Origin of the sequence: Bradyrhizobium lablabi, from assembly GCF_001440475.1 — a bacterium.
In the GTDB taxonomy this organism is placed as follows: Bacteria; Pseudomonadota; Alphaproteobacteria; order Rhizobiales; family Xanthobacteraceae; genus Bradyrhizobium; species Bradyrhizobium lablabi.
Genome location: NZ_LLYB01000123.1, coordinates 212,096 through 233,489 on the forward strand (window position 1 = coordinate 212,096; position 21,394 = coordinate 233,489).

Annotated in this window: 16 protein-coding genes, 1 tRNA gene, 1 pseudogene and 1 riboswitch; of the genes and pseudogenes, 9 read left to right on the forward strand and 9 right to left on the reverse strand. The window is 65.6% G+C overall.

Annotation, left to right across the window (positions count from 1 at the left end):
- Positions 1-25: 25 nt before the first annotated feature.
- Positions 26-1,768, reverse strand: a complete 1,743-nt coding sequence (gene ggt / locus CQ14_RS34935; RefSeq protein WP_057862286.1) for a gamma-glutamyltransferase — start codon at positions 1,766-1,768, stop codon at positions 26-28.
- 128 nt (positions 1,769-1,896) lie between these two features.
- Here ggt and CQ14_RS34940 point away from each other — a divergent pair, with 128 nt between their 5' ends.
- Positions 1,897-3,282 (forward strand): MFS transporter, encoded by a 1,386-nt coding sequence (locus tag CQ14_RS34940; protein ID WP_057862287.1) that lies wholly within the window; start codon positions 1,897-1,899, stop codon positions 3,280-3,282.
- Positions 3,283-3,427: 145 nt separating this feature from the next.
- Here CQ14_RS34940 and purH read toward each other — a convergent pair.
- From purH to CQ14_RS34955, 3 genes and pseudogenes are all read right to left on the reverse strand, one after another.
- Positions 3,428-5,009, reverse strand: a pseudogene (gene purH / locus CQ14_RS34945) (bifunctional phosphoribosylaminoimidazolecarboxamide formyltransferase/IMP cyclohydrolase); the annotation flags it as partial.
- Positions 5,010-5,032: 23 nt separating this feature from the next.
- Positions 5,033-5,113, reverse strand: a riboswitch (ZMP/ZTP riboswitch).
- Between the two features lie 48 nt (positions 5,114-5,161).
- The gene (locus CQ14_RS34950) at positions 5,162-6,877 is read right to left on the reverse strand and encodes a heparinase II/III family protein (protein ID WP_057862288.1); all 1,716 of its coding nucleotides are present in this window, start codon (positions 6,875-6,877) and stop codon (positions 5,162-5,164) included.
- Positions 6,878-7,039: 162 nt separating this feature from the next.
- The gene (locus tag CQ14_RS34955) at positions 7,040-8,389 is read right to left on the reverse strand and encodes an RsmB/NOP family class I SAM-dependent RNA methyltransferase (RefSeq protein ID WP_057862289.1); all 1,350 of its coding nucleotides are present in this window, start codon (positions 8,387-8,389) and stop codon (positions 7,040-7,042) included.
- A gap of 159 nt (positions 8,390-8,548) precedes the next feature.
- Here CQ14_RS34955 and CQ14_RS34960 point away from each other — a divergent pair, with 159 nt between their 5' ends.
- Positions 8,549-8,758 (forward strand): DUF1674 domain-containing protein, encoded by a 210-nt coding sequence (locus tag CQ14_RS34960; RefSeq protein WP_057862290.1) that lies wholly within the window; start codon positions 8,549-8,551, stop codon positions 8,756-8,758.
- Between the two features lie 48 nt (positions 8,759-8,806).
- Positions 8,807-9,406, forward strand: coding sequence for a thermonuclease family protein (locus CQ14_RS34965; RefSeq protein ID WP_199805695.1), 600 nt, complete (start codon positions 8,807-8,809; stop codon positions 9,404-9,406).
- Positions 9,407-9,459: 53 nt separating this feature from the next.
- Here the strand turns inward: CQ14_RS34965 and CQ14_RS34970 are convergent, their stop codons facing one another.
- Both CQ14_RS34970 and acs read right to left on the reverse strand, forming a co-directional pair.
- Positions 9,460-9,972 (reverse strand): L,D-transpeptidase, encoded by a 513-nt coding sequence (locus CQ14_RS34970; protein WP_057862291.1) that lies wholly within the window; start codon positions 9,970-9,972, stop codon positions 9,460-9,462.
- A 421-nt stretch (positions 9,973-10,393) separates the two neighbouring features.
- Complete coding sequence (gene acs, locus CQ14_RS34975; RefSeq protein WP_057862292.1) at positions 10,394-12,346, reverse strand: acetate--CoA ligase; 1,953 nt, start codon at positions 12,344-12,346, stop codon at positions 10,394-10,396.
- Positions 12,347-12,718: 372 nt separating this feature from the next.
- On the opposite strand from acs, the gene CQ14_RS34980 reads away from it, so the two are divergent.
- Positions 12,719-13,885, forward strand: coding sequence for a DNA topoisomerase IB (locus tag CQ14_RS34980; protein WP_057862293.1), 1,167 nt, complete (start codon positions 12,719-12,721; stop codon positions 13,883-13,885).
- Positions 13,886-13,981: 96 nt separating this feature from the next.
- Here the strand turns inward: CQ14_RS34980 and CQ14_RS34985 are convergent, their stop codons facing one another.
- From CQ14_RS34985 to tsaD, 3 genes are read right to left on the reverse strand one after another with little or no spacing between them, the layout of a single operon-like run.
- Entirely contained in the window at positions 13,982-14,395 is a 414-nt protein-coding gene (locus CQ14_RS34985; protein WP_057862294.1) for an EVE domain-containing protein, read from the reverse strand.
- Between the two features lie 2 nt (positions 14,396-14,397).
- On the reverse strand, positions 14,398-15,378 hold the full coding sequence (locus CQ14_RS34990; protein ID WP_057862295.1) for an NAD(P)H-dependent glycerol-3-phosphate dehydrogenase: 981 nt from the start codon (positions 15,376-15,378) through the stop codon (positions 14,398-14,400).
- 1 nt (position 15,379) lies between these two features.
- Complete coding sequence (tsaD, locus tag CQ14_RS34995) at positions 15,380-16,453, reverse strand: tRNA (adenosine(37)-N6)-threonylcarbamoyltransferase complex transferase subunit TsaD (protein WP_057862350.1); 1,074 nt, start codon at positions 16,451-16,453, stop codon at positions 15,380-15,382.
- A gap of 144 nt (positions 16,454-16,597) precedes the next feature.
- Here tsaD and CQ14_RS35000 point away from each other — a divergent pair, with 144 nt between their 5' ends.
- The 5 genes from CQ14_RS35000 to CQ14_RS35020 all read left to right on the forward strand — a co-directional run bounded on the left by CQ14_RS35000 (position 16,598) and on the right by CQ14_RS35020 (position 21,295).
- A complete protein-coding gene (locus CQ14_RS35000; RefSeq protein WP_057862296.1) occupies positions 16,598-17,347 on the forward strand; it encodes a uroporphyrinogen-III synthase in 750 nt (249 codons plus the stop codon).
- 130 nt (positions 17,348-17,477) lie between these two features.
- Complete coding sequence (locus CQ14_RS35005) at positions 17,478-18,695, forward strand: COG4223 family protein (RefSeq protein WP_057862297.1); 1,218 nt, start codon at positions 17,478-17,480, stop codon at positions 18,693-18,695.
- Positions 18,696-18,703: 8 nt separating this feature from the next.
- The gene (locus CQ14_RS35010; RefSeq protein WP_057862298.1) at positions 18,704-20,494 is read left to right on the forward strand and encodes a heme biosynthesis HemY N-terminal domain-containing protein; all 1,791 of its coding nucleotides are present in this window, start codon (positions 18,704-18,706) and stop codon (positions 20,492-20,494) included.
- Positions 20,495-20,646: 152 nt separating this feature from the next.
- Positions 20,647-20,722 (forward strand) — tRNA-Thr (locus tag CQ14_RS35015).
- 126 nt (positions 20,723-20,848) lie between these two features.
- On the forward strand, positions 20,849-21,295 hold the full coding sequence (locus CQ14_RS35020) for a hypothetical protein (RefSeq protein ID WP_057862299.1): 447 nt from the start codon (positions 20,849-20,851) through the stop codon (positions 21,293-21,295).
- The last annotated feature ends 99 nt before the right edge of the window (positions 21,296-21,394 follow it).

Sequence of the window (21,394 nt, forward strand, 5' to 3'; positions counted from 1 at the left end):
CTCCTTTGATGGATGCAATGCGACGTTACTGTCCTACTGCCGCCGCGCCTCGCGTGCGCGGGTCGGGCGCGCCGAGCAAGCCGTTGGGCGTGACGGCGATCGAATTGGCCGAGGTCTGGCCGAGCGGTTCGATCACATGGTGGCCCTTCTCCCTCAGCGCATCCAGCGTTTCCTGCGCAAAACCCTGTTCCACGCGCACCACGTCCGGCATCCACTGGTGGTGCAGGCGGGGAGTCGCCACGGCGGCGGCGACGTCCATCTTGTAGTCGAGTACGTCGACCACGACCTGCAGCACCGCCGAAATGATGCGGCTGCCGCCCGGCGAGCCCGTCACCAGCACCGGCTTGCCGTCCTTCAGCACAATGGTCGGCGACATCGAGGATAGCGGCCGCTTCCCCGGCCCCGGCAGATTGGCTTCGAATCCCACCAGCCCAAATGCGTTCGATGCGCCGGGCGCCGCGGTGAAATCATCGAGCTCGTTGTTGAGCAGCACGCCGGTGCCGTCGGCGACGAGGCCAACACCGTAGGAGAAGTTCAGCGTATAGGTGTTGCTGACCGCATTGCCGCTGGAATCGACCACCGAATAGTGTGTGGTGTTGCTGCCCTCGCGCGGTGGCTTCGCCGACAGGGCTTCGGCCGGCGTTGCGCGCGCAAGGTCGATGCCGCCGCGCAGTTTCGCGGCGTAGTCCTTGCTGATCAGAAGATCCGCCGGCGCGTTGACGAAGGCGGGATCGCCCAGATAGCGCGCGCGGTCGGCGTAGGCGCGCTTCATGGCCTCGATCATGACATGCAGTGAAGGGGCGGAGCCCTGCTTCATGTCAGGCATCGGAAACCCCTCGAGAATGTTAAGCGTCTCCAGGAGCACGGTGCCGCCCGAAGAGGGCAGCGGCATCGACACAATGTCGTAACCCCGATAGATGCCGCGCACGGGGCTACGGATCACCGCCTCGTAGGACTTGAGATCGTCCACCGTCATGATGCCGCCGGCATCGCGGACGGCTTTTGCCAGCTTTTCGGCGACCGGTCCTTGGTAGAAGCCGCGCGGTCCGTGCTCCGCGATTGCCGTCAGCGTCACCGCGAGTTCGGCCTGGATCAGCCGGTCACCCTCGCGCAGCGCCGTGCCGTCGCTGCGGGAGAATGTTTTGGCCGAATCCGGCCAGCGCGCCATCCGGCGATACATGTCCGGCAGCGTGTCGGCCGTGTCGTCGGTAACCGCAAAGCCGTCGCGCGCGAGCTCGATGGCGGGCTTGAGGATTTGCGCGAGCGTGAAACGGCCCGAGCCGTATTTCTCCAGCGCCAATGCCAATCCGGCGACCGTGCCGGGCACGCCGATGCCGAGCGCTGAATTGCGTGACTTGTCTGTATCGGGCTTGCCGTCCGGTCCGAGGAACATGTCTGGGGTGGTCGCAGCCGGTGCGGTCTCGCGATAATCGATGGCGGCGTCTTCGTTCCGCGCAGCCGAATGAATCACCATGAAGCCGCCGCCGCCGATATTTCCTGCGCGCGGATAGGTGACGGCAAGTGCAAAGCCGGTGGCGACCGCGGCGTCGATCGCGTTGCCGCCCTGCTTCAGGATGTCGGCGCCGACTTGCGCGGCAATCCTCTCCTGCGCCACCACCATGCCGTGCTCGGCGGTCGCGGCGCGAACGGAGGTGAGATCGGGGGGCGCGTACGCGCGGCGTTCCTGTGCAACGGCTGCCGTTCCGCAGGCAAACGCAAGAATGAATGTGGCAGCTATTCGGCGCCACCGGATTGAAAAGACCGTCATCGAAAATCCGCCGCAGTTAGGAAGCCCCGTGTGACGCCCGGCAACACCAAAGCGTCGGTGACGCATGCTATATGGGTTCGGATTCGGCGGGCAGAACGCTTCACGTGAGTTTGAAGGAAATTTCTGGCATGGCGGCGATCGCTTCCGAGGCATTTGGCGGCAAGATTCAACAGGAATATCCGGGCCGCGCCGCCGTCGTGAGCTGGATTTTCTTCGATTGGGCAGCCCAGCCGTACTTCACGCTGATCACCACCTTCGTGTTTGCGCCCTATTTCGCAAACTTCGTGGCGCCGGATCCGGCGGAGGGACAGGCCTTGTGGGGATTTGCCACCGCGGCTGCAGGCCTCGCGATCGCGCTGCTGTCGCCGGTGCTGGGGGCGATTGCCGATGCCAGCGGCCGCCGCAAGCCATGGATCGCCGGTTTCGGCGCGCTGCTGGTGATCGGCTCCTGCCTGATGTGGTTCGGAAAGCCCGGTGATGCGAGCGTCATCCCGCAGCTCTTGCTGGCCTATGCGATCGCAACCGTGGGCGCCGAATTCGCCACCGTCTTCAATAATGCGATGATGCCGACGCTGGTGCCGCCCGACAGAATGGGACGGTTGTCCGGCACCGGCTGGGCGACCGGCTATATCGGCGGCATTCTAAGCCTCATCCTGGTGCTCGGCTTCCTTGCCGCCAGCCCCGAGAACGGCCGCACCCTGTTCGGCCTGACGCCGTGGTTCGGTCTCGATCCCGTATCCCATCAGGGCGACCGCATCACGGGCCCGCTGACCGGCATCTGGTTTATCATCTTCGTGACGCCGATGTTTCTGTTCACGCCGGATTATCCGGCCAGGCGTCCAATCCGCGAAGCGGTGCGCGAAGGATTGAGCGGGCTCAAGCGGACGCTCGGCGAATTGCCGAAGCAGCGATCGTTGGCGATATTCCTGCTCGCCAACATGATCTACAGCGACGGGCTGGTGTCGCTGTTCGCCTTCGGAGGCATTTATGCAGCCGGCACCTTCGGCTGGCACACGATCCAGATCGGCACGTTTGGAATTCTGCTGGCCATTGCCGGCACCTTCGGCGCGTGGCTCGGCGGCAAGCTCGACGACAGGCTGGGCCCCAAGCGCGTCATTGCCGGCAGCCTGCTGATCCTGCTGTTTGCGCTGGCGGCGATCCTGCTGGTCGACAAGGATTCGATTCTGTTCGTGAAAGTCGCCCCACCAGTTCCGGGCGGCCCGCTGTTCTCCGGCGCCGCCGAGCGCGCCTATCTCGTGCTGGGATGCCTGATCGGCGCGGCCGGCGGCCCGCTGCAGGCGGCGTCGCGCACGCTGCTGATCCGTCTCGCGCCAAAGGACCGCATCGCGCAGTATTTTGGATTGTTCGCGCTGACCGGCAAGGTGACCTCGTTCATCGGCCCGCTCCTGATCGGCGTGGTCACGGCCGTGACCGCCAGCCAGAAGGCCGGTATGGCGCTGCTGGTGGTGTTCTTCGCCGTGGGGCTGGCGCTGCTGATGCGGGTGAGGGAGTAGCTTCTTCACCCGTCGTCCCGGCCTTGAGCCGGGACCCATACCGCGTGATGTACGTTGTTTTGCGCTGGGATCAGTTGCATCTCATCAACTGNACCCCTGAGGATATGGGTCCCTGCGTTCGCAGGGACGGAGTTCAATGCCTGANAATGCCTGGTGCCCGTGAACACCATGGCGATGCCGTGGTCGTCGGCGGCCTTGATGACTTCCTCGTCGCGCATCGAGCCGCCGGGCTGGATCACGGCAGTTGCTCCCGCCTCGATGCAGGCGAGCATGCCGTCGGCGAAGGGGAAGAAGGCGTCGGATGCGACGACGGAGCCCTTGGTCAACGGCTCGGCAAGCTTCAGTTCAGCCGCTGCGTCCAGCGCCTTGCGGGCGGCGATGCGCGCGGAGTCGACCCGGCTCATCTGGCCGGCGCCGATGCCGACGGTGGCAAGATCCTTGGCGTAGATGATGGTGTTCGACTTGACGTGCTTGGCGACGCGGAAGGCGAATTTGAGATCGCGCATCTCGGCGTCGGTCGGCGCGCGCCTGGTCGCGACCTTGATGTCCATGTCATCGACCACGGCGTTGTCGCGGCTTTGCACCAGAAGGCCGCCAGCGACCGTCTTCGCGGTGAGACCAATCGTGCGCGGGTCGGGCAGGCCGCCCGCGAGCAGCAACCGCAAATTCTTCTTGCCGCCGATGATCGCGATCGCCTCCTCGGTGGCGTCGGGTGCGATGATCACCTCGGTGAAGATGCCGATGATAGCGCGTGCGGCTTCCGCATCGAGCGTGCGGTTGACCGCGATGATGCCGCCAAAGGCTGAAGTCGAGTCGCAGGCGAGCGCGCGGCGATAGGCCGTGATGAGGTCGGGTCCCTCGGCAACGCCGCATGGATTGGCGTGCTTGACGATCACGCAGGCCGCGGTGCGCTTCGGATCGAACTCGCCGACGCATTCATAGGCCGCATCGGTGTCATTGATGTTGTTGTAGGACAGTTCCTTGCCCTGCAATTGCCGCGCGGTGGAGACGCCGGGCCGCTTGTCGGGCGTTGCATAGAAGGCTGCGGTCTGATGCGGGTTCTCGCCGTAACGCAGCGACTGGATCAGCCTGCCGCCGACGGCGCGGAAATCGGGCGCGTTGTCCTTGAGCTGGGCAGCGAACCAGTTCGAGATCGCGGCGTCATAGGCCGCGGTACGTGCATAGGCTTTCGCGGCGAGGCGGCGGCGCAGCGACAGCGACGTTGCTCCCTTGTTGGCGGCAAGTTCGTCGAGCACGGCCTGATAATCCTGCGGCTCGACGACGACGGCGACATCGTCGTGGTTCTTGGCCGCGGCGCGGATCATCGCGGGACCGCCGATGTCGATATTCTCGATGCAGTCCTCATAATCAGCGCCTTTGTCGACGGTCGCCTCGAACGGGTAGAGGTTGACGACGAGCAGGTCGATCGGCGCGATGCCGCGCGACTTCATCGCCTCAGTGTGTTCCTTGTTGTCGCGGATCGCGAGCAGGCCGCCATGCACCTTCGGATGCAGCGTCTTGACCCGGCCGTCCATCATTTCGGGAAAGCCGGTGAGTTCGGAGACGTCCTTGACCTTCAGCCCTGCCGCGGCGATCGCCTTGGCGGTCCCGCCGGTGGAGACGAGCTCGACGCCATGGCCTGCGAGCGCCTTGGCAAACTCGATCAGGCCGGTCTTGTCGGAAACGGACAGTAGAGCGCGGGTTACGCGGCGGGTGGGCTCGGTCATGGGCAAGGTCCTTTGTTAGGGGATGCTTATGCCCAGGCGCGCGGCGATTACCCTCGCGCTTCCCGATGGTGCTCCATCCAAAGTCGCCAGTCGCGCGAGAGCCGGCTGGTTAGCAGCTTTTGGCGGGGTTCACAATGGGCGCAGATTAAGCCTCAGAGCGGCAGTTCCGGCTCGCGCCGCGCATTGCGGCGGGCGTTGGTGGTGGCCGCCGACGTCGACGAGCGGGCAAAGCTCCAGCGGATCGAGGAGGCGTGGCGGGAATCCTGGCGGATCACGATCTGGGCAGTGCGGCGAGGGCCGTCATTGCCGGCCAGGAATACGCTGTCCTCGAGGTCGACCTTGTCGTCGAGCGCCTCGAAGGTCCAGACGTCGCGGTTGGGCAATACCAGCATGACGCCGCGCGCATCGCTGAGGCGGCTGGCCTTCACCGCGGGATGCAGGTGAAACCGCAGGGCATAATCGTTCTCGGCGCCCTTGATGCGTCCCCCCGGCGCCGGCGACACGGTGTCTTCGCCATCGAGCCTTGCTCCGTCATGGGAGATCATCAGCACGCGGCGATGCAGGGCGCCGAAGCGCGCAAGGTAGCCGTCATGCGAGGTGGTCAGAAGATCGCCGTCGGCCACCGCCTCGCGGTAGCTTTCCACATTGGCCGGGCCGCTGACGACGGGCGCGCCCTGCAACAGCTTCTTCATCGCCGACAGTTCGACGAACTGGCACGAGGACGTATCGTGATAGGTCAGGGTCGAATGCGCCGCGGTGCTGCGCGCAAAGGTGCGCCAGTTGTCCCGGCCGGTCGAGGGCATCCCGCAATTGACGACGATCCGGCTCGGTCCGGACGACAGTTCGAACGAGAGACAGCCGGCATGCGCTTCCTGGCTGACATTCGGCGGCGGCGGCGGGCCGGTATCGATGATGACGGTCGTGGTGCCGGCATCGAGGCGCTGGAAGCCGGTATGCGGCATGTTCGCCATCGGCACGCCATGCGTATCGTCATAGGCGAGCAGTGTCGCCACCAGGTCGGACGGCGCGTTGCTCATGCCGTTGAACAGCGCAAAGCTGCCGTCGCCGTGACGGAAGAACCGCAGCATCGGCATCATGCGGTCGATCGCATTCAAGAGCGCCGGCGGCGGCGCGATGTTGCGGGCCGCAAAGGTCTGACGCAGCGGCAGCAAGTCGCTGAGCAGTTCGACCAGCGCGCCGGGGTTGCGCGAGATATGGCCGCCGTCGGGCAGGATCTGCCGCTGCAATTCGTCGGACAACCGGCGCGTGGCGGCGCGGATGTTCCGCGCCTGGTTGGCGAGACACAGCGAGGCGTAGCACAGTGCGATCAAAACCTGCAGCCGCGGCACGCCGTCGGCGATGTCGAGCGTCGTGTAGCGCAGATAGCGGATTTCGCGGGTCAGCCCGCGCAGATATTTGCGGTAGAATTTTCCGTCGGTGTCGCCGAGCACCAGCGGCGCCTGCGACAGCAGCGAGATCACGCGCCGCGCCAGTACGTCGGGGCGGCGTTCGAGCGGCCGCCGGCGTCCCGGATTCGAGATCCAGTCATCGACCAGCGAGCGGGCGTTGGCGCGGGTCAGCGCCGTGTCGGCGGCGCGCAGGTGGCGCAGCCAGCCGAAGCCGAGCAGGGCGACTTCCCAATCTTCCGACGGCGGTTCGAGGTCGAAGATCGAGCGGCCGTGGCAGGTCACGATCTTGCCGGCGAACACGAAGCGGCCGGCATAGATTTCGGCGGCGCGCGTGGCGTCGGCGGTGCGCAGATCGTGCGGGGCGATGATCAGCCGGTCGGCGCGGCCAGGCCACAGCCGCGATACCGCCACCGTGGCGCCGGTCGCGCGCGCGATCACGGTCCGCGCCGAGCGGCTCATGATAAGCGTCGAGATGCGTCTGCGTTGAGCGACCGACACGCCGTGCCTTGGGCTTAGGGAGGGAGGGGTATTCTGGCGAATCCTTTTAATCCGGAAACGCCGGTATGACACCATCTTGAAAACAGACGAATCACCCGAAGGCCGGGGGATTCTGGTCTAAAGTCAGGTTTTAACCAGACGCGCCGCGTAAAATCCATCCAGCCCGCCGAGCCGGGGGTCGGCATGGGGCAAATGGCAGGGCAGGGTGCGTAAATCGCCGTTTGCGGTGACGATTTCGCTCAAGCCTGCGACCTCGCCCGTCTCGATCGGGACCCGGCGCACGCCGGATTCGGCGGCCAGCAGGGAGGCGACCGCCTGCTCGCCTTCCTCGGGCTCCAGCGAACAGGTGCAATAGACCAGCGTTCCACCCGGCTTGAGCAGTGCGACCGCCCGTTGCAGCAGCCGCTTCTGCAATGCCGACAGCGTTGCAATATCGGCCTCCTGACGCAGCCAGGCGACGTCAGGGTGACGGCGGATGGTGCCGGTGGAGGTACAGGGCGCATCGACCAGCACGCCGTCGAAGCCGCCATTGCCGTGGCCTTGCCACTCGGCGGCATCGGTCACGATATCGTCGGCCTGCAGCGAAAGCCGCGCGAGATTGTCGCGCAGCCGCGCCATGCGCGCCGGCGAGCGGTCGACCGCGGTGACGCGCGCGCCGGCCTGCGCGAGCTGCGCGGTCTTGCCGCCGGGCGCGGCGCAGAGGTCGACAATGGTCTTGCCGCCGACGTCACCGAACAACCGCGCCGGCAGCGCGGCGGCGGCATCCTGCACCCACCACTGTCCTTCGGAGAAACCGGGCAGCATGGTCACCGCACCCTGCAGCAGCGTGCGCACGGTTCCGGTCGGCAAGGTTTCGCCATGCAGGCGGTTCGCCCATTGCGCGGCGTCTGTCTTCACGGTGATGTCGAGCGAGGGTTCGTGGCCGATGGCGCGCGCCATCTCGCGCGCGGTGGTCTCGCCATAGGCGCCGATCCAGCGCGTAAGCAGCCACGGCGGAATGTCGAGCGTCTGCGATTTGACTTCGTCGATCAGCGGTTGTCCTTCGCGCGCGCACCGGCGCAACACCGCGTTGACGAGGCCGGCATATTTGGCGGCGCGCCGGTCCGATTGCACCAGCCGCACCGAAAGATCGACGGCGGCGTGATCGGGTACGTCCATCCAGAGAATCTGCGCCGCGCCGATCAAGAGCGCGCTCTGCGCGCGCGGTGCATCCGTCGGAATGCCGCGGTCGAGCAGGCGCGACAGCAGATGGCCGAGCGTGCCGAGCCGCCGCAGGATCGTCGCCACCAGCCGCCGCATCAGCGCGCGGTCGCGATCGGCAAGCGCCTTCAGTCCGGGATGCGCGCCGGCGCCGTCGAGCTGGTCATCGAGGGTGCGATGCTTGTGCAGTACGCCGTCGAGAATGTCAGCCGCGATGCGCCGCGCTGCGAGGCCGGGCACTTCTGAAGGTACTGCGAATCTGGAAGGGGGCATGAAGCAGCAATGTCCCGGAAAGGCGGAAAGGTTTCGGCTCATGCCATTGATTGAGAGGTTCCTTTGGCATGCGAATATGCCAAATGTAAGAATCGCCACAGACAATTTTGCGAATGTGATGTCACCTGTGCGCCCATCCCATGCTATGGGAGAGTTGTAATGACCGACAATTCTTCATCCCCCGCGCTTGTCGCGGAGCGCAAGAAGCTGACGCCCGCGGCCGAGCGCGCGCTCGCCGAGGCCGAAGCGCGCCGCAAGGCCGCCGAGGCCAATGCAACGACGCTGCAGAAGGAATTCCAGGGTCCGAAGGGCCCGGAACCGACTCGCTACGGCGATTGGGAGCGCAAAGGGATCGCGTCGGATTTTTGATTGCCTGAGGGCCTTGCCGGAAGAGGCGACTCAGCCCTTAGTCGGAATATGTCTCCCTACGAGAGAATGAATGCATATCGAGCCCCGCGCCGGGGTCCCTCGCGGCGCTGGCTTTCGTCGGTCCTGCCGTGGGTGTTCGTGCTGTGCGTGGCAGCGGTGTCGATGCTGCCGGTGCGGGACTGGGTGCGGCGGTCGTTACCGGGCTTCACCGAAAGCCAGGCGGCGCGCGACGCCGAACTGATCTGGAAGCGCGCCGGGAATTCTGATGTGCGCCACCCCGTCGATGTCATCCGCACCATCGATGGTGACACGTTTGAGGCGCGGGTGCATTTGTCGCCCGGCGTCGAACCCACGACGCGCGTGCGGCTGCGCGGCATCGATGCGCCCGAGTTGAAGGCGTCGTGTCCGCAGGAGCTGCAGATGGCGGAAGCTGCGACCGATGCCCTGCGCGCGCTGCTGCGCGAGGGCGACGTCACGATCTTCAATATCGGGCCAGACAAATATAGCGGCCGCGTCGTGGCCGACGCCGCGACGAGGCGCACCGGAAGTGTTTCGACGGCGATGCTCGCAGCGGGGCATGCGCGCAGCTATGGCGGCGGCCACCGCAACGGCTGGTGCGCGAACGCAAGCCAGCCACTATCCAAATGAAATCAAGGAGCCGCGCAATGTGCGGCTCCTTGTATTGGAAATCGTTCAGCCGATCAGCGTGTCACAGTCACGGTCGTGCCGACCGGCACGCGCTGATAGAGATCGGAGATGTCGTCGTTGAGCATGCGGATGCAACCGTAGGACACGAAGCCGCCGACCGAACCCGGCACGTTGGTGCCGTGAATGGCGTACTCGCCGCCGGCCAGCGTCATCGCCGCAACGCCCATCGGGTTGCGCGGCGAGCCGCCGGGAATCACGTCGGGCATGTTAGGCTTGTCGCGCCTGACTTCGTTCGGCGGCGACCAGGCCGGATGGAGATACTTGCCGTCGATCTTCGTGGTCCCCGCCCACTGCTTGCCGGCCTTGCCGACGCCGACGGGATAGCGCATCGCGCGCCCGGATTCGAGAACGAGGTAGAGACGCCGCTCATGGGTCTTCACGATGATCGTGCCCGGCGCGTAATCGCCGCTGATGCCAACCAGTTCCGGCCGCGCTTGTGCCGCCGGGGACATCACAATGCCCGCAGCCAAGGTGGCGGCCAACGCCACCGCAATTTTCTTAAACATTTCCCAGCTCCACTCTGCCCGCCCTCTCGGGGATTCCTCAACTATCCTTTCAAGCCGCAACGGCCCGCTGTCTCGCGTGCGCGGCGCTTACTTTAGTCGCGCGAACTGACCGGCTGGTTTCAGCGCCGGCCCTCGAGACTGATTTCGACGGGGGGAACAAAGGAAATGTTGGAAATAAAGTAAATGACCGGAAAACAACACATGGCGGCGAAAAGCCCGCCGGAGCGGGCTCGCCACCGACAACCGCGTGAGCGATGGGAATTTCCGGCAGTTTCCGCTGCTTCAGCGCACCCGGATCAATCCAGCGAACTCGTCATGTCCCGGCATCCATGTCGTTCTTTGCAAGGCCGGGACGTGGATGGCCGGGACGTGGATGGCCGGGACAAGCCCGGCCATGACGATGCGTGGAGGTGCGATAGCCCTACGCCGGCGCGCCCTTCTTGTTCTGCCGGTTCTGCACGAGGTCGTCGACCACGGCCGGATCGGCCAGCGTCGAGGTGTCGCCGAGGCTCGACGGCTCGTCCTCGGCGATCTTGCGCAGGATGCGGCGCATGATCTTGCCGGAGCGGGTTTTCGGCAGGCCCGGCGCGAACTGGATCTGGTCGGGGGACGCGATCGGGCCGATGTCCTTGCGCACCCAGGCGACCAGCTCCTTGCGCAGCTCCTCGGTCGGCTCGGTGCCGGCCATCAGGGTGACATAGGCGTAGATGCCCTGGCCCTTGATGTCGTGGGGATAGCCGACCACGGCGGCTTCCGAGACCTTGGCGTGTGCGACCAGCGAGCTCTCGACCTCGGCGGTGCCCATGCGGTGGCCGGAGACGTTGATGACGTCATCGACGCGGCCGGTGATCCAGTAATAGCCGTCGGCATCGCGGCGGCAGCCGTCGCCGGTAAAATACTTGCCCTTGTAGGTCGAGAAATAGGTCTGCTCGAACCGGGCGTGGTCGCCATAGACCGTGCGCATCTGGCCCGGCCACGACTTGGCAAGGCAGAGATTACCCGTGGTCTCACCTTGCAGCACGTTGCCTTCGGCGTCGACGATCTCGGGCACCACGCCGAAGAACGGCCGCGTCGCCGAGCCGGGCTTCAGCTTGGTCGCGCCCGGCAGCGGCGTGATCAAAATGCCGCCGGTCTCGGTCTGCCACCAGGTGTCGACGATCGGGCAGCGGCCGTCGCCGACCACGCGGTGATACCATTCCCACGCTTCCGGATTGATCGGCTCGCCGACCGAGCCGAGCAGGCGCAGGCTCTTGCGCGAAGTCTTCTTCACCGGCTCGTCGCCGCCCTGCATCAGCGCACGGATCGCGGTCGGCGCGGTGTAGAAGATGTTGACGTTGTGCTTGTCGATGACGTTCCAGAACCGCGAATTATCCGGATAATTCGGCACGCCTTCGAACATCAGCGTGGTCGCGCCGTTCGCGAGCGGTCCATAGAGAATGTAGCTGTGGCCGGTGACCCAGCCGACGTCGGCGGTGCACCAGTAGACGTCGCCGTCGTGATAGTCGAACACGTATTGGTGCGTCATCGACGCGAACACGAGATAGCCGCCGGTGGTGTGCAGCACACCCTTCGGCTGGCCGGTGGAGCCCGACGTGTAGAGAATGAACAGCGGGTCTTCCGCATGCATGTGCTCGGCCGGGCATTCCGTGGTGACCATTTTCGCGACTTCGTGGTACCAGAAATCGCGCGTCGGATTCATGTCCACGGCTGCACCGGTGCGCTTGACCACGACGACCCAATCGACGCCGCCGGCCTTCTCGATCGCGGCATCGACATTGGCCTTCAGCGGCACCTTCTTGCCGCCGCGCAATCCCTCGTCGGCGGTGATGATGATCTTGGACTGGCAGTCGGTGATGCGCTGAGCCAGGCTGTCGGGCGAGAAGCCGGCGAACACCACCGAGTGAATGGCGCCGATCCGCGCGCAGGCCAGCATCGCATAGGCCGCTTCGGGGATCATCGGCAGATAAATCGTGACGCGGTCGCCCTTCTTGACGTTACGGTTGCGCAGGATGTTGGCCATCTTGCAGACTTCGTCGTGCAGCTGGCGGTAGGTGATGTGCTTGGACTGCGAGGGATCATCGCCCTCCCAGATGATCGCGGTCTGGTTGCCGCGCTTGTCGAGATGGCGGTCGATGCAGTTCCAGGCGGCGTTCAGGACGCCATCCTCGAACCATTTGATCGAGATGTTGCCGGGGGCGAAGGAGACGTTTTCGATCTTGTGGGGCTGCTTCATCCAGTCGATGCGCTTGGCCTGTTCGGCCCAGAAGCCATTGGGGTCCGAGACCGAGCGGGCATACATCTCGCGGTACTTGGCGTCATCGACATAGGCGCGTTTGGCCCAATCGGCGGATACGTCGTAGATCTTCTCGGACATGCTTCCCTCCCACTCATTGCGGCCCCATGCCGAGGCAGCCGCAAATCGTCCTGAATTGTTGCAGCGATTATGCGTCGCGGGGCGATACCCGGACAAGGCGGAACGTCTGCGACCTTGGTCGGTCAGCGGGTTCCTCGCCTTGCCGCGGATCAAAGTCGCTAAACTTTTCGCAGTTGCGCGCAGGGCGAAATCAACGTTATCGCCGGAATGGCTCCCATGAAAGGTATCTAATAACCGTCAATGACGGAATCGGGACTCGCAAAGTGACACGTTACCCCCTAAATGGCCTCCCCGGGGCCGGACGGCTCCCCGGAACCAAGCCACAACAAAAGGCATTACCGGCGAAACAGGCGGAGCAAGGCGACAACGGACATGATGGATCAGCAGAGTTTCGAGGCTACGCGGCCCGTTTCCGCCGATCCCGCCGTCGCACTGGCACAAGCGCTTGGGCAACTGCCGAAGGAACCGGTCAGCGAAACTGCCAAGTCCGCGGCAAAGCCGCACATCGTCGCTAAAACTTCCGTCGAAGAGCTGGCCCAGGAGCTCGGCCTCAAGCTCGGCGACCAGAATGGGCTGACCATCCGCCGCGTCAAGCGCGGCAAGGGTTATTCATTCCATCGCGCCAACGGCACCCAGATTCGTCACGCCGGCACCATCCGCCGCCTGCATTCGATGGCGGTGCCGCCGGCCTATCGCGACGTCCGCTATTCGGCCGATCCGTCTTCGCACCTGCAGGCCGTCGGCATCGATGCGGCAGGAAGGCTGCAGTATCGGTATCACGCCGATTGGGAGAAGGTCCGCGAGCAGCGCAAGGCGCATCGCCTGGCGCGGCTGGTGGCGGCGTTGCCGAAGATCCGCCGCAAGGTCTCCGCGTATCTGTCCGGTGACGAGCCGACGCGCGAATTCGCCCTCTCGGCGGTGATCGAGCTGATCGCGCGCACTGCGATCCGCCCGGGCAACGAATCCTACGCCCGCCTCAACGGCACCCGTGGCGCCACCACGATGCTGAAATCCAACGTCACGCTGGAAGACGACTGCTTCGTCCTGACCTTCAAGGCCAAGGGCGGCAAGGCCGTGCGCAAGGAATGCGACGCCGCGAAACTCGTGCGCGCCATCGGCATCCTGCGCACCGTGCCGGGCAAGCGCATGTTCCAGTACCGCGATAATTCCGGCACCGTCCGCACGGTCTCGACCACGACGGTGAACGCGTTCCTCCGCGAGATCGCCGGCATCAAGATTTCGCTGAAGGATTTCCGCACCCTGATGGCCTCGGCCGTGGTGCTGGAATCGCTGTCGCGGATTACGCCTGCGGCAAGTGAACGCGGCCGCAAGAAGCAGGTGCTGGAAGCCGTGCGCGCCGCCGCCGACGAACTGTCGAACACGCCCGCGATCTGCCGCAAGAGCTACGTCCACGACACCATCGTCACCGCGTTCGAGGACGGCATCTTGGAGCGCTTCGCCGCGACGATGAAGGGCTACCGCACGCAAGCCAAGCGCGAAGCGCTGCTGGCGCAGGTGGTGACGGCCGCGGCGGCTTGATCTCTCGTCATGCGCGGGCTTGACCCGCGCATCCATCATAAAGAGATTCTTTTGAGGTGATGGATTGCCGGGTCAAGCCCGGCAATGACAAGCGGCTTACATCCCGCCCATCTTGCAGACCATCTTCCACTCGTCCGCGGTCACCGGCTGCACCGACAGCCGCGAATATTTCACCAGCGCCATGTCGGCGAGTTTCTTGTCGGCCTTGATCGCGGCCATCGTCACCGGCGTCTTCAAGGGCTTGTCGGCCTTGATGTCGACGCAGACGAATTTGCCGGTTTTGTCCGACGGATCTGGATAGGCTTCCTTGATGATCTCGGCGATGCCGACGATCTCCTTGCCCTCGTTGGAATGATAGAAGAACGCCTTGTCGCCCTTCTTCATGTTCACGAGGTTTTGCCGGGCGGTGAAATTGCGCACGCCGGTCCAGGCTTCGCCCTTTGCGCCCTTCGCGACCTGCTGGTCCCACGACCAGACCGAGGGTTCGGATTTCACCAGCCAGTACGCCATCGTCATTCCTCCGCCTTGAACGGCCGCGTCAGCAGGCCTTCGATCGCCGCATCGATCGTCACCTTGCCGCCCAGGATCGCCGCCACCGCCTTTGATACCGGCATATCGACATTCTGCGAAGCGGCCAGTTCGATCATAACAGGCGCGGTGAACTCGCCTTCGGCGAGCTTGCCGCGGTCCGGCTGCTCGCCGCGCCCGAGCGCGATGCCGAATGCGAAATTGCGCGACTGCGGACTGGAGCAGCTCAAAATCAGGTCGCCGAGACCCGACAGGCCGGCCAGCGTTTCGCTGCGCGCGCCGCAGGCGCGGCCGAGACGCGCGAGTTCGCTAAAGCCGCGCGTGGTCAGCGCAGCCAGCGCGGAAGCGCCGAGTTGCCGGCCGACGACGATGCCGGCGGCGATCGCCAGCACGTTCTTGGCCGCGCCGCCGATCTCGACGCCGCGAACATCCGTGGTGTGATAGGGCCGGAAGGTTGACGAGCCGAGCGCCTGCACCAGATTGCTCGCCAGCGCTTCATCGCGCGCGGCCAGCGTGACGGCGGTCGGCAGGCCCCGCGCGACATCGTCGGCAAAATTCGGTCCCGACAGGATGGCGGGGATGGCGCCGGGAATGGTTTCGGCAATCACCTCGGTCATGAATCGATGCGTGCCCCGTTCGATGCCCTTGGCGCAGGCGACGACGGACGTCGAAGGCTTGAGGAGTGGCGCCAGCGCCACCGCGGCCTGGCGCAGGCTTTGCGCAGGTGTTGCGATCAGAACGATGTCGGCGCGCGCGGCTGCGGCCATGTCGGCGGTGATGTCGATGCCTCCGTCGAGGTTGACGCCGGGCAGCCTGGGATTTTGCCGTGTCGCCTTCATCTGCGCGGCGCCGTCGGCGCTCCGTGCATAGAGCGTGACGTCGCGGCCGGCGCGTCTGGCGGCGCTGGCGAGCGCCGTGCCATAGGCGCCGGCGCCGATCACCGCGACGGAGTTGAAGGATGCCATTTCAAAATCCTGCGCGGGTGTTGGTGTAGCCGGCGGGCGCTTTGGCGTTGGCATCCAGCAGCCAGCGCGCGCGGGGCGGTGCATCCATCGTATCGGTCAATCCGAGCGCCATCCGTTCCGCACCCGCCCAGGCAATCATGGCACCGTTATCGGTGCAGAGCTCGGGCGGCGGAATGATCAGCGTAGTCTGCGCCCGTGCGGCAACGTTTTGCAACGCGCCGCGAATCGCATGATTGGCGGCGACGCCGCCGGCAGCGACCAGCGCGCGCGGCTGGCCGAACCGTTCGTGAAACAATCGTAAGCCCACGCTCAGCCGGTCCGCGGTCGATTCCAGCACGGCGGCCTGGAAACCGGCGCAGAGATCGTCAACGTCCTCCGGCTCCAGCGGCATCATACGGTTGGCCTCGTTGCGAACTGCGGTCTTCAATCCCGACAAAGAGAAATTCGCATCGGGCCGTCCAAGCATCGGCCGCGGAAAGGCGAAACGCTTGGCATCGCCACGTGCGGCCGCGCGCTCGACCTCCGGCCCGCCCGGATAGGGCAGCGACATCATTTTTGCGACCTTGTCGAAGGCTTCGCCCATGGCATCGTCGACGGTGGTGCCGAGCCGCACATAGTTGCCGACGCCGACGACGGCTACGATCTGGGTGTGGCCGCCGGAGGCGAGGAACAGGCAGTAGGGAAACGCGAGCGCGCAGGTGAGCCGCGGCGTCAGCGCATGGGCCTCGAGATGATTGACCGCAATCAGCGGCGTATCGTGGACCATCGCAATCGCCTTGGCGGTGGTCAGGCCGACGATCACGCCGCCGATCAGGCCGGGGCCGGCGGCAGCCGCCACCGCCGACAATTGCGCAAAGCCGACATTGGCCTCCTTCATGGCCTGGCCGACGATGCCGTCAAGCAGGTCGACATGGGCGCGCGCCGCGATCTCCGGCACCACGCCGCCGAAACGGGCGTGTTCCGAGATCTGCGAGCGTACGATATTGGACAGAATCCTGGCCCTGCCGTCGCGCTGGCGCTCGACCACGGCGGCTGCGGTTTCATCGCAGGTGGTCTCGATACCCAGTACCAGCATCGGTTTGTCGTTGTCCAAATTGAGCCCTTGATGAATTGTTGCGCTATCGCCGAAAAACAACGCTTCGGTAACCGCGTAGCATTACGAGGTCGCAAGGTGCAATCGCCCGGGTATGCCGAAATCGTGTTGGCGGAGATCTGAAATATGGCCGTTCTCGTCACGCGTCCAAGTCCCGACGATGAAACGACCGCGGAGGCGCTGCGCGCGCGGGGGTTCGACGTGCTGCGCGCGCCGATGCTGCGGTTCGAGCCCGTGCCGTTCCAGGACGATGCGGATGCGACCTACGGCGCGATCATCGTCACCAGCGCCAACGCCCTGCGGGCGATCGCGTCGCATCTGGCCGGCGGGCGGCTGCTCAGGCTGCCGCTGTTTGCGGTCGGGGAAAATACCGCCGCTGCGGCGCGCGAGGCCGGCTTTGCCGAGGTGATCGCGTCGAAAGGTGACGCCGGCGCGTTGCGCGATCTGGTGCTGGCGAGCGCGAAATCGAAGCAACTGAAGAAGAGCAGCCCGATCCTGTACCTGGCCGGCGCCGATCTCGCCCGCGACCTTGCCGGCGAACTCGGCGAAAACGGCTTTACGGTCGTGACGCAGACCACCTACCGGATGGTGCCTGTGCCCAGCCTGCCGCGCGAGGTATATGACGCTTTCGTGGCGCATGAGGTTGAGGCAGTGCTGCATTACTCGCGGCGCAGCGCGCGTGCGTTCCTGGAGGCGGCGCGCGCCGGTGGCGTCGAAATTTCGGCATTGGCGCTGCCGCAATGCTGCATTTCGGCGGCGGTAGCTGCGGTGTTGCGAGACGTCGGCGCGAGCCAGGTCACACAGGCGGCGTCGCCGGATGAAAATGCCCTGTTTGAGGCGCTTACCCGGGCGTTGCGGCCCCGGACGAAACTCTAATTCATAGGCCTAATCTTTAAGTCTGAGCATGCTCTTATCGGAAAACCGGTGCCGCCACCGCCGGATCATGCTCTAAGACGGTCCCGATTCTGCTAAGTTCCGGCACCTAACCATTCAAGGGAACCGTGTGATGGTCGACAACAGGTCCGAAGACACTGGATCGCTGCCCGAGTCGGGCCGGCCGAAGCGAGAGCCGCCGACCATCGATCTTGAGGCCACATCGAGTGAAACCAGGAGTGCTGCCGAGGCGGCGCCCGAGCCCATGTCTGAACTCGCGCCCGACATTGCCCAGGCGCCGGTTGAGGAATCTCCGGTTGCCGCAGAGCCATCGCGGCCTGTCTCGCCATCTATCTCTCCTTGGGTCGTCGCGCCGGTTTCCGGCGCGGTCGCGGCCGCGTTGGTGATTGGCGTCGGCTGGATGCTGGGCTGGCCCGCGATACAGCCCGCTTCGGTATCGCAGACCGCGCAGCTCAATGCCTCCGCCATCGAGGGTCTGACCACGCGTGTTGCCGGTCTCGAAGCGAAAGCGGGCAAGCCGGTGGCCGATCCCGCCGCCGCGGCCCGCGCCGACGCGCTGGAAAAATCAGTTGCGACGCTGCGCGGCGAACTCGCCACGACACGCGCGCAAGGCGAAAAGCTGGCATCCGCCGTCAACGACGTGAAATCGGCGCCCCGCGCCGACGGCGCGGTGTCGCCCGATCTCACTGCTTTCGCCGAACGCATCGCCAGGGTCGAGAACCAGATGCGGGCGCAGGGCGCCGAGATCGCGCAACAAGGCAGCAAGATCGCCGACAGCAGATCAGCCGACGCCAAGGCCGCCAACGATATGCCGTGGCGCCGGGTGCTGGCCGCCGCACTGCTCGACGTTCTCGTCCGGGTCGGCGATCCCTATCCCGTGGCGCTCTCGGCGGCGAAATCGCTGGCGCCCAATCCCGATGCGCTGAAGCCGCTCGACCAGTTCGCGGACAAAGGCGTGCCGAACGCCGGCAAACTCAGCACGGAATTGCTGGCGCTGGTGCCGAAGCTGACGCCCGCCTCGCAGCAGAACACCGCCACGACCGGCACCGGCATCGTCGACCGTCTGCAGGCCGGCGCTGCCAAGCTGGTGAAAATCGAACGCACCGATACGGCAGGCACGGATCGCGGCGCCGTGGTGGCGCGGATCACGGCAGCCGCGCTGCGCAACGATTTCAACGAGGCGCGGCGCGAACTGAAGACGCTGGAGCCGGCTGATCGCGCCGCGGCGCAATCCTGGATCGAGCGGGCGGACGCGCGCGACGCCGCGCTGGCCGCATCCCGTCAATTTGCGGCCGAGGCCATGGCTGTGCTGGCCAAACCGTCGGAATAAGGATTTCAATGATCCGGATCATTCTGTTTCTGTTGTTGATTGCGCTCGGCGCGGCCGGCGCCGCCTGGATTGCCGAGCAGACCGGCGATGTCGCGTTGTCCTGGGGCGGCTATCGCGCCCAGATGACGCTGCCGGTATTCGTGCTGGCGCTTGGCATCGTCATCGTCGCGGCGATGATGCTGTGGGCGACCCTGCGCGGCGTGTGGCGCACGCCGGGGCGTCTCCGCCGCAATCGGCGCGAACGCCGTCAGGCCCGCGGCCGGCATGCGATCACGCAAGGCCTGCTCGCGATCGGCCATGGCGATTCCTCCGCCGCCCGCATGCACGCCGATGCCGCGCGCAAACATGCGGCGCACGATCCGCTCGCCTTGCTGCTGCATGCGCAGTCGGCGCAGCTCGACGGCGACCGCGAGGGTGCGCAACGCGCCTTCCGCGCGATGGCCGAGCGTGAAGACACGCGGCTGCTAGGCCTGCGCGGTCTTTTCATCGAGGCGCAGCGCGCCGACGATCCCGTCGCCGCCGTCATGCTCGCCGAGGAAGCGCTGAAATTGTCGCCGTCGTCGTCATGGGCCTCGCATGCCGTGCTCGGCTTCTGCTGCGCCAAGGGCGACTGGGCCGGCGCGCTGAAGATCCTCGACAACAACCAGTCGGCCGGGCTGATCGACAAGGCGACCTATCGAAGGCAGCGCGGCGTGCTGCTGACGGCGCGCGCGCTCGAACTCGAAAAGGTCGATCGCGACCTGGCGCGTGAGAGCGTGATGGAAGCGGTCAAGCTGGCGCCGACGCTGGTGCCCGCCGCGGTGCTGGCGAGTAAGTTCGAAAGTGAAGCGCATCAGGTGCGGCGTTCGATGCGCCTCGTCGAGGCGGCATGGCTGGCGCAGCCGCATCCGGATCTCGCCGACGCCTATTCCCATGTGAAGCTCGGCGATTCTGCGCGGCAACGGCTGGTGCGGGTCGAGACGCTCGCGGCCAAGGCGCCGGGCCATATCGAGAGCGCGCTGGCGATTGCGCGCGCCGCGATAGACGCCTCCGAATTTGCCAAGGCGCGCGAGGCGCTGGCGCCCTTCATCGATCAGCCGACGCAGCGCGTCGCGCTGCTGATGGCGGAACTTGAGCGCACCGAGCACGGCGATAGCGGCCGGGCGCGCGCCTGGACCTTGCGCGCGGTGCGCGCGCTGCACGATCCGGCCTGGACCGCGGACGGCTATGTCAGCGATCGCTGGCGGCCGGTCTCTCCCGTCACCGGACGGCTCGACGCCTTCCAGTGGCAGACGCCGGTCGCGGCGCTGCCGTCCGACAAGGGACCTGCGATCGAATCCTCCCCGTTCGAGGAAGCCATGCTGGCGGCCCCGCGCCGCGCGGTGGTGATCGCGCCGCCGGAGCCCGTGAACGAGCCGGCGGCCGAGCCCGTCGCTGCCAACAAGCCGGAGCCATCGGCCGTCCCGATCGCACCGGAGCCATCCGCCGCGCAGGACAATACGCCGCCAGCTTCTGTCGCCGCCGAGCCCGCCCCGGCGGCCGAGGCAAGCCGCCCGGAACCGGCCGCTGAACCAACCCCGGCCCCGCAAAAGCCCGCCGAATCAGCTCCGGCACAGCCGGCCCCCCTGTTTCGCTCGCGCAAGGATATCCCAAGGACCGTCCCGGCCCCGATTCCGGCGGTAATCCCGCTGGTCCGAGCGCCTGACGACCCCGGGGTGGACGAGGACGGCCCGACGGACGAATTCGCGGAACAAATCGGAACGCCCAAGGCGCAGGCCGGCGGCTGGCGGGGATTTTTGTCACGCTGGGGCGGCAACTAGGCGCTTAGTTTCCTGTTTTCACGCGTTTTCTTGACGCGAAGCGGGATTCCACTTCGCTTGAAAACGCTTCGGCCTAGCGTTTTTCTTGCCAATCGGGGCCATGCCCGATATCAGGTGCGGGCGTTCGTCGCTCACGAACGCCGCTTCGGTTCGCCGCAATAGCTCAGTTGGTAGAGCACGTCATTCGTAATGACGGGGTCACAGGTTCGAGTCCTGTTTGCGGCACCACGCTTTTGCAAATTCCCCGGATGGTTCAGTACGCGCGGGTCACGAACGTGCTGGCGTGACCTGTCGCACATAACAATCCGGTCGCCACCCGTAGTCTCCCGGTCAACCTCAAGGGGAGACATCAACATGCGTAAATTCATTTTCATTGCAGGATTCGTTTTTGTATCTGCCGCGGCGCAGGCCGGCGATCGGAGCCTGTCGCTGGGGGGCGTCGAACAGGCGCGCGCTCCGGCGCCCGCGAAGGCCATTGTCGATGGACCGAGAACCGCTGAAGTGCCGCAGCAACCGGAGCCGCCGAAATATATCGAGCGGCCGGCGATCGAGCCGAAGGCTGAGACAACAAAGGCTGAGACAACAAAGCCTGATACGCCGAAGGCCGAAACGTACAGGGGCGAGACGGCGAGGCCTCGGGCGGCGAGGGCGTATCGGCCCGCCGCTGCGTCCGCGCACGCCGGGCCCACAAGGCCCGCGTTCCGGCCAACGGCGTCGATGTCGGGAAGAATGCACCGGGCGCGCTATTCGATCCAAGCGCGCATCATCCACGCGCTGCACCGCCACGGCATCTATTGGTAAGCCGAGCCCTCAATTCACGAACGTCATGGCTGCGGCCCGGCCATCCACGTCTTGCTTCTGGCGTATCCCAAAGACGCGGATGCCCGAGACAAAGCCCGG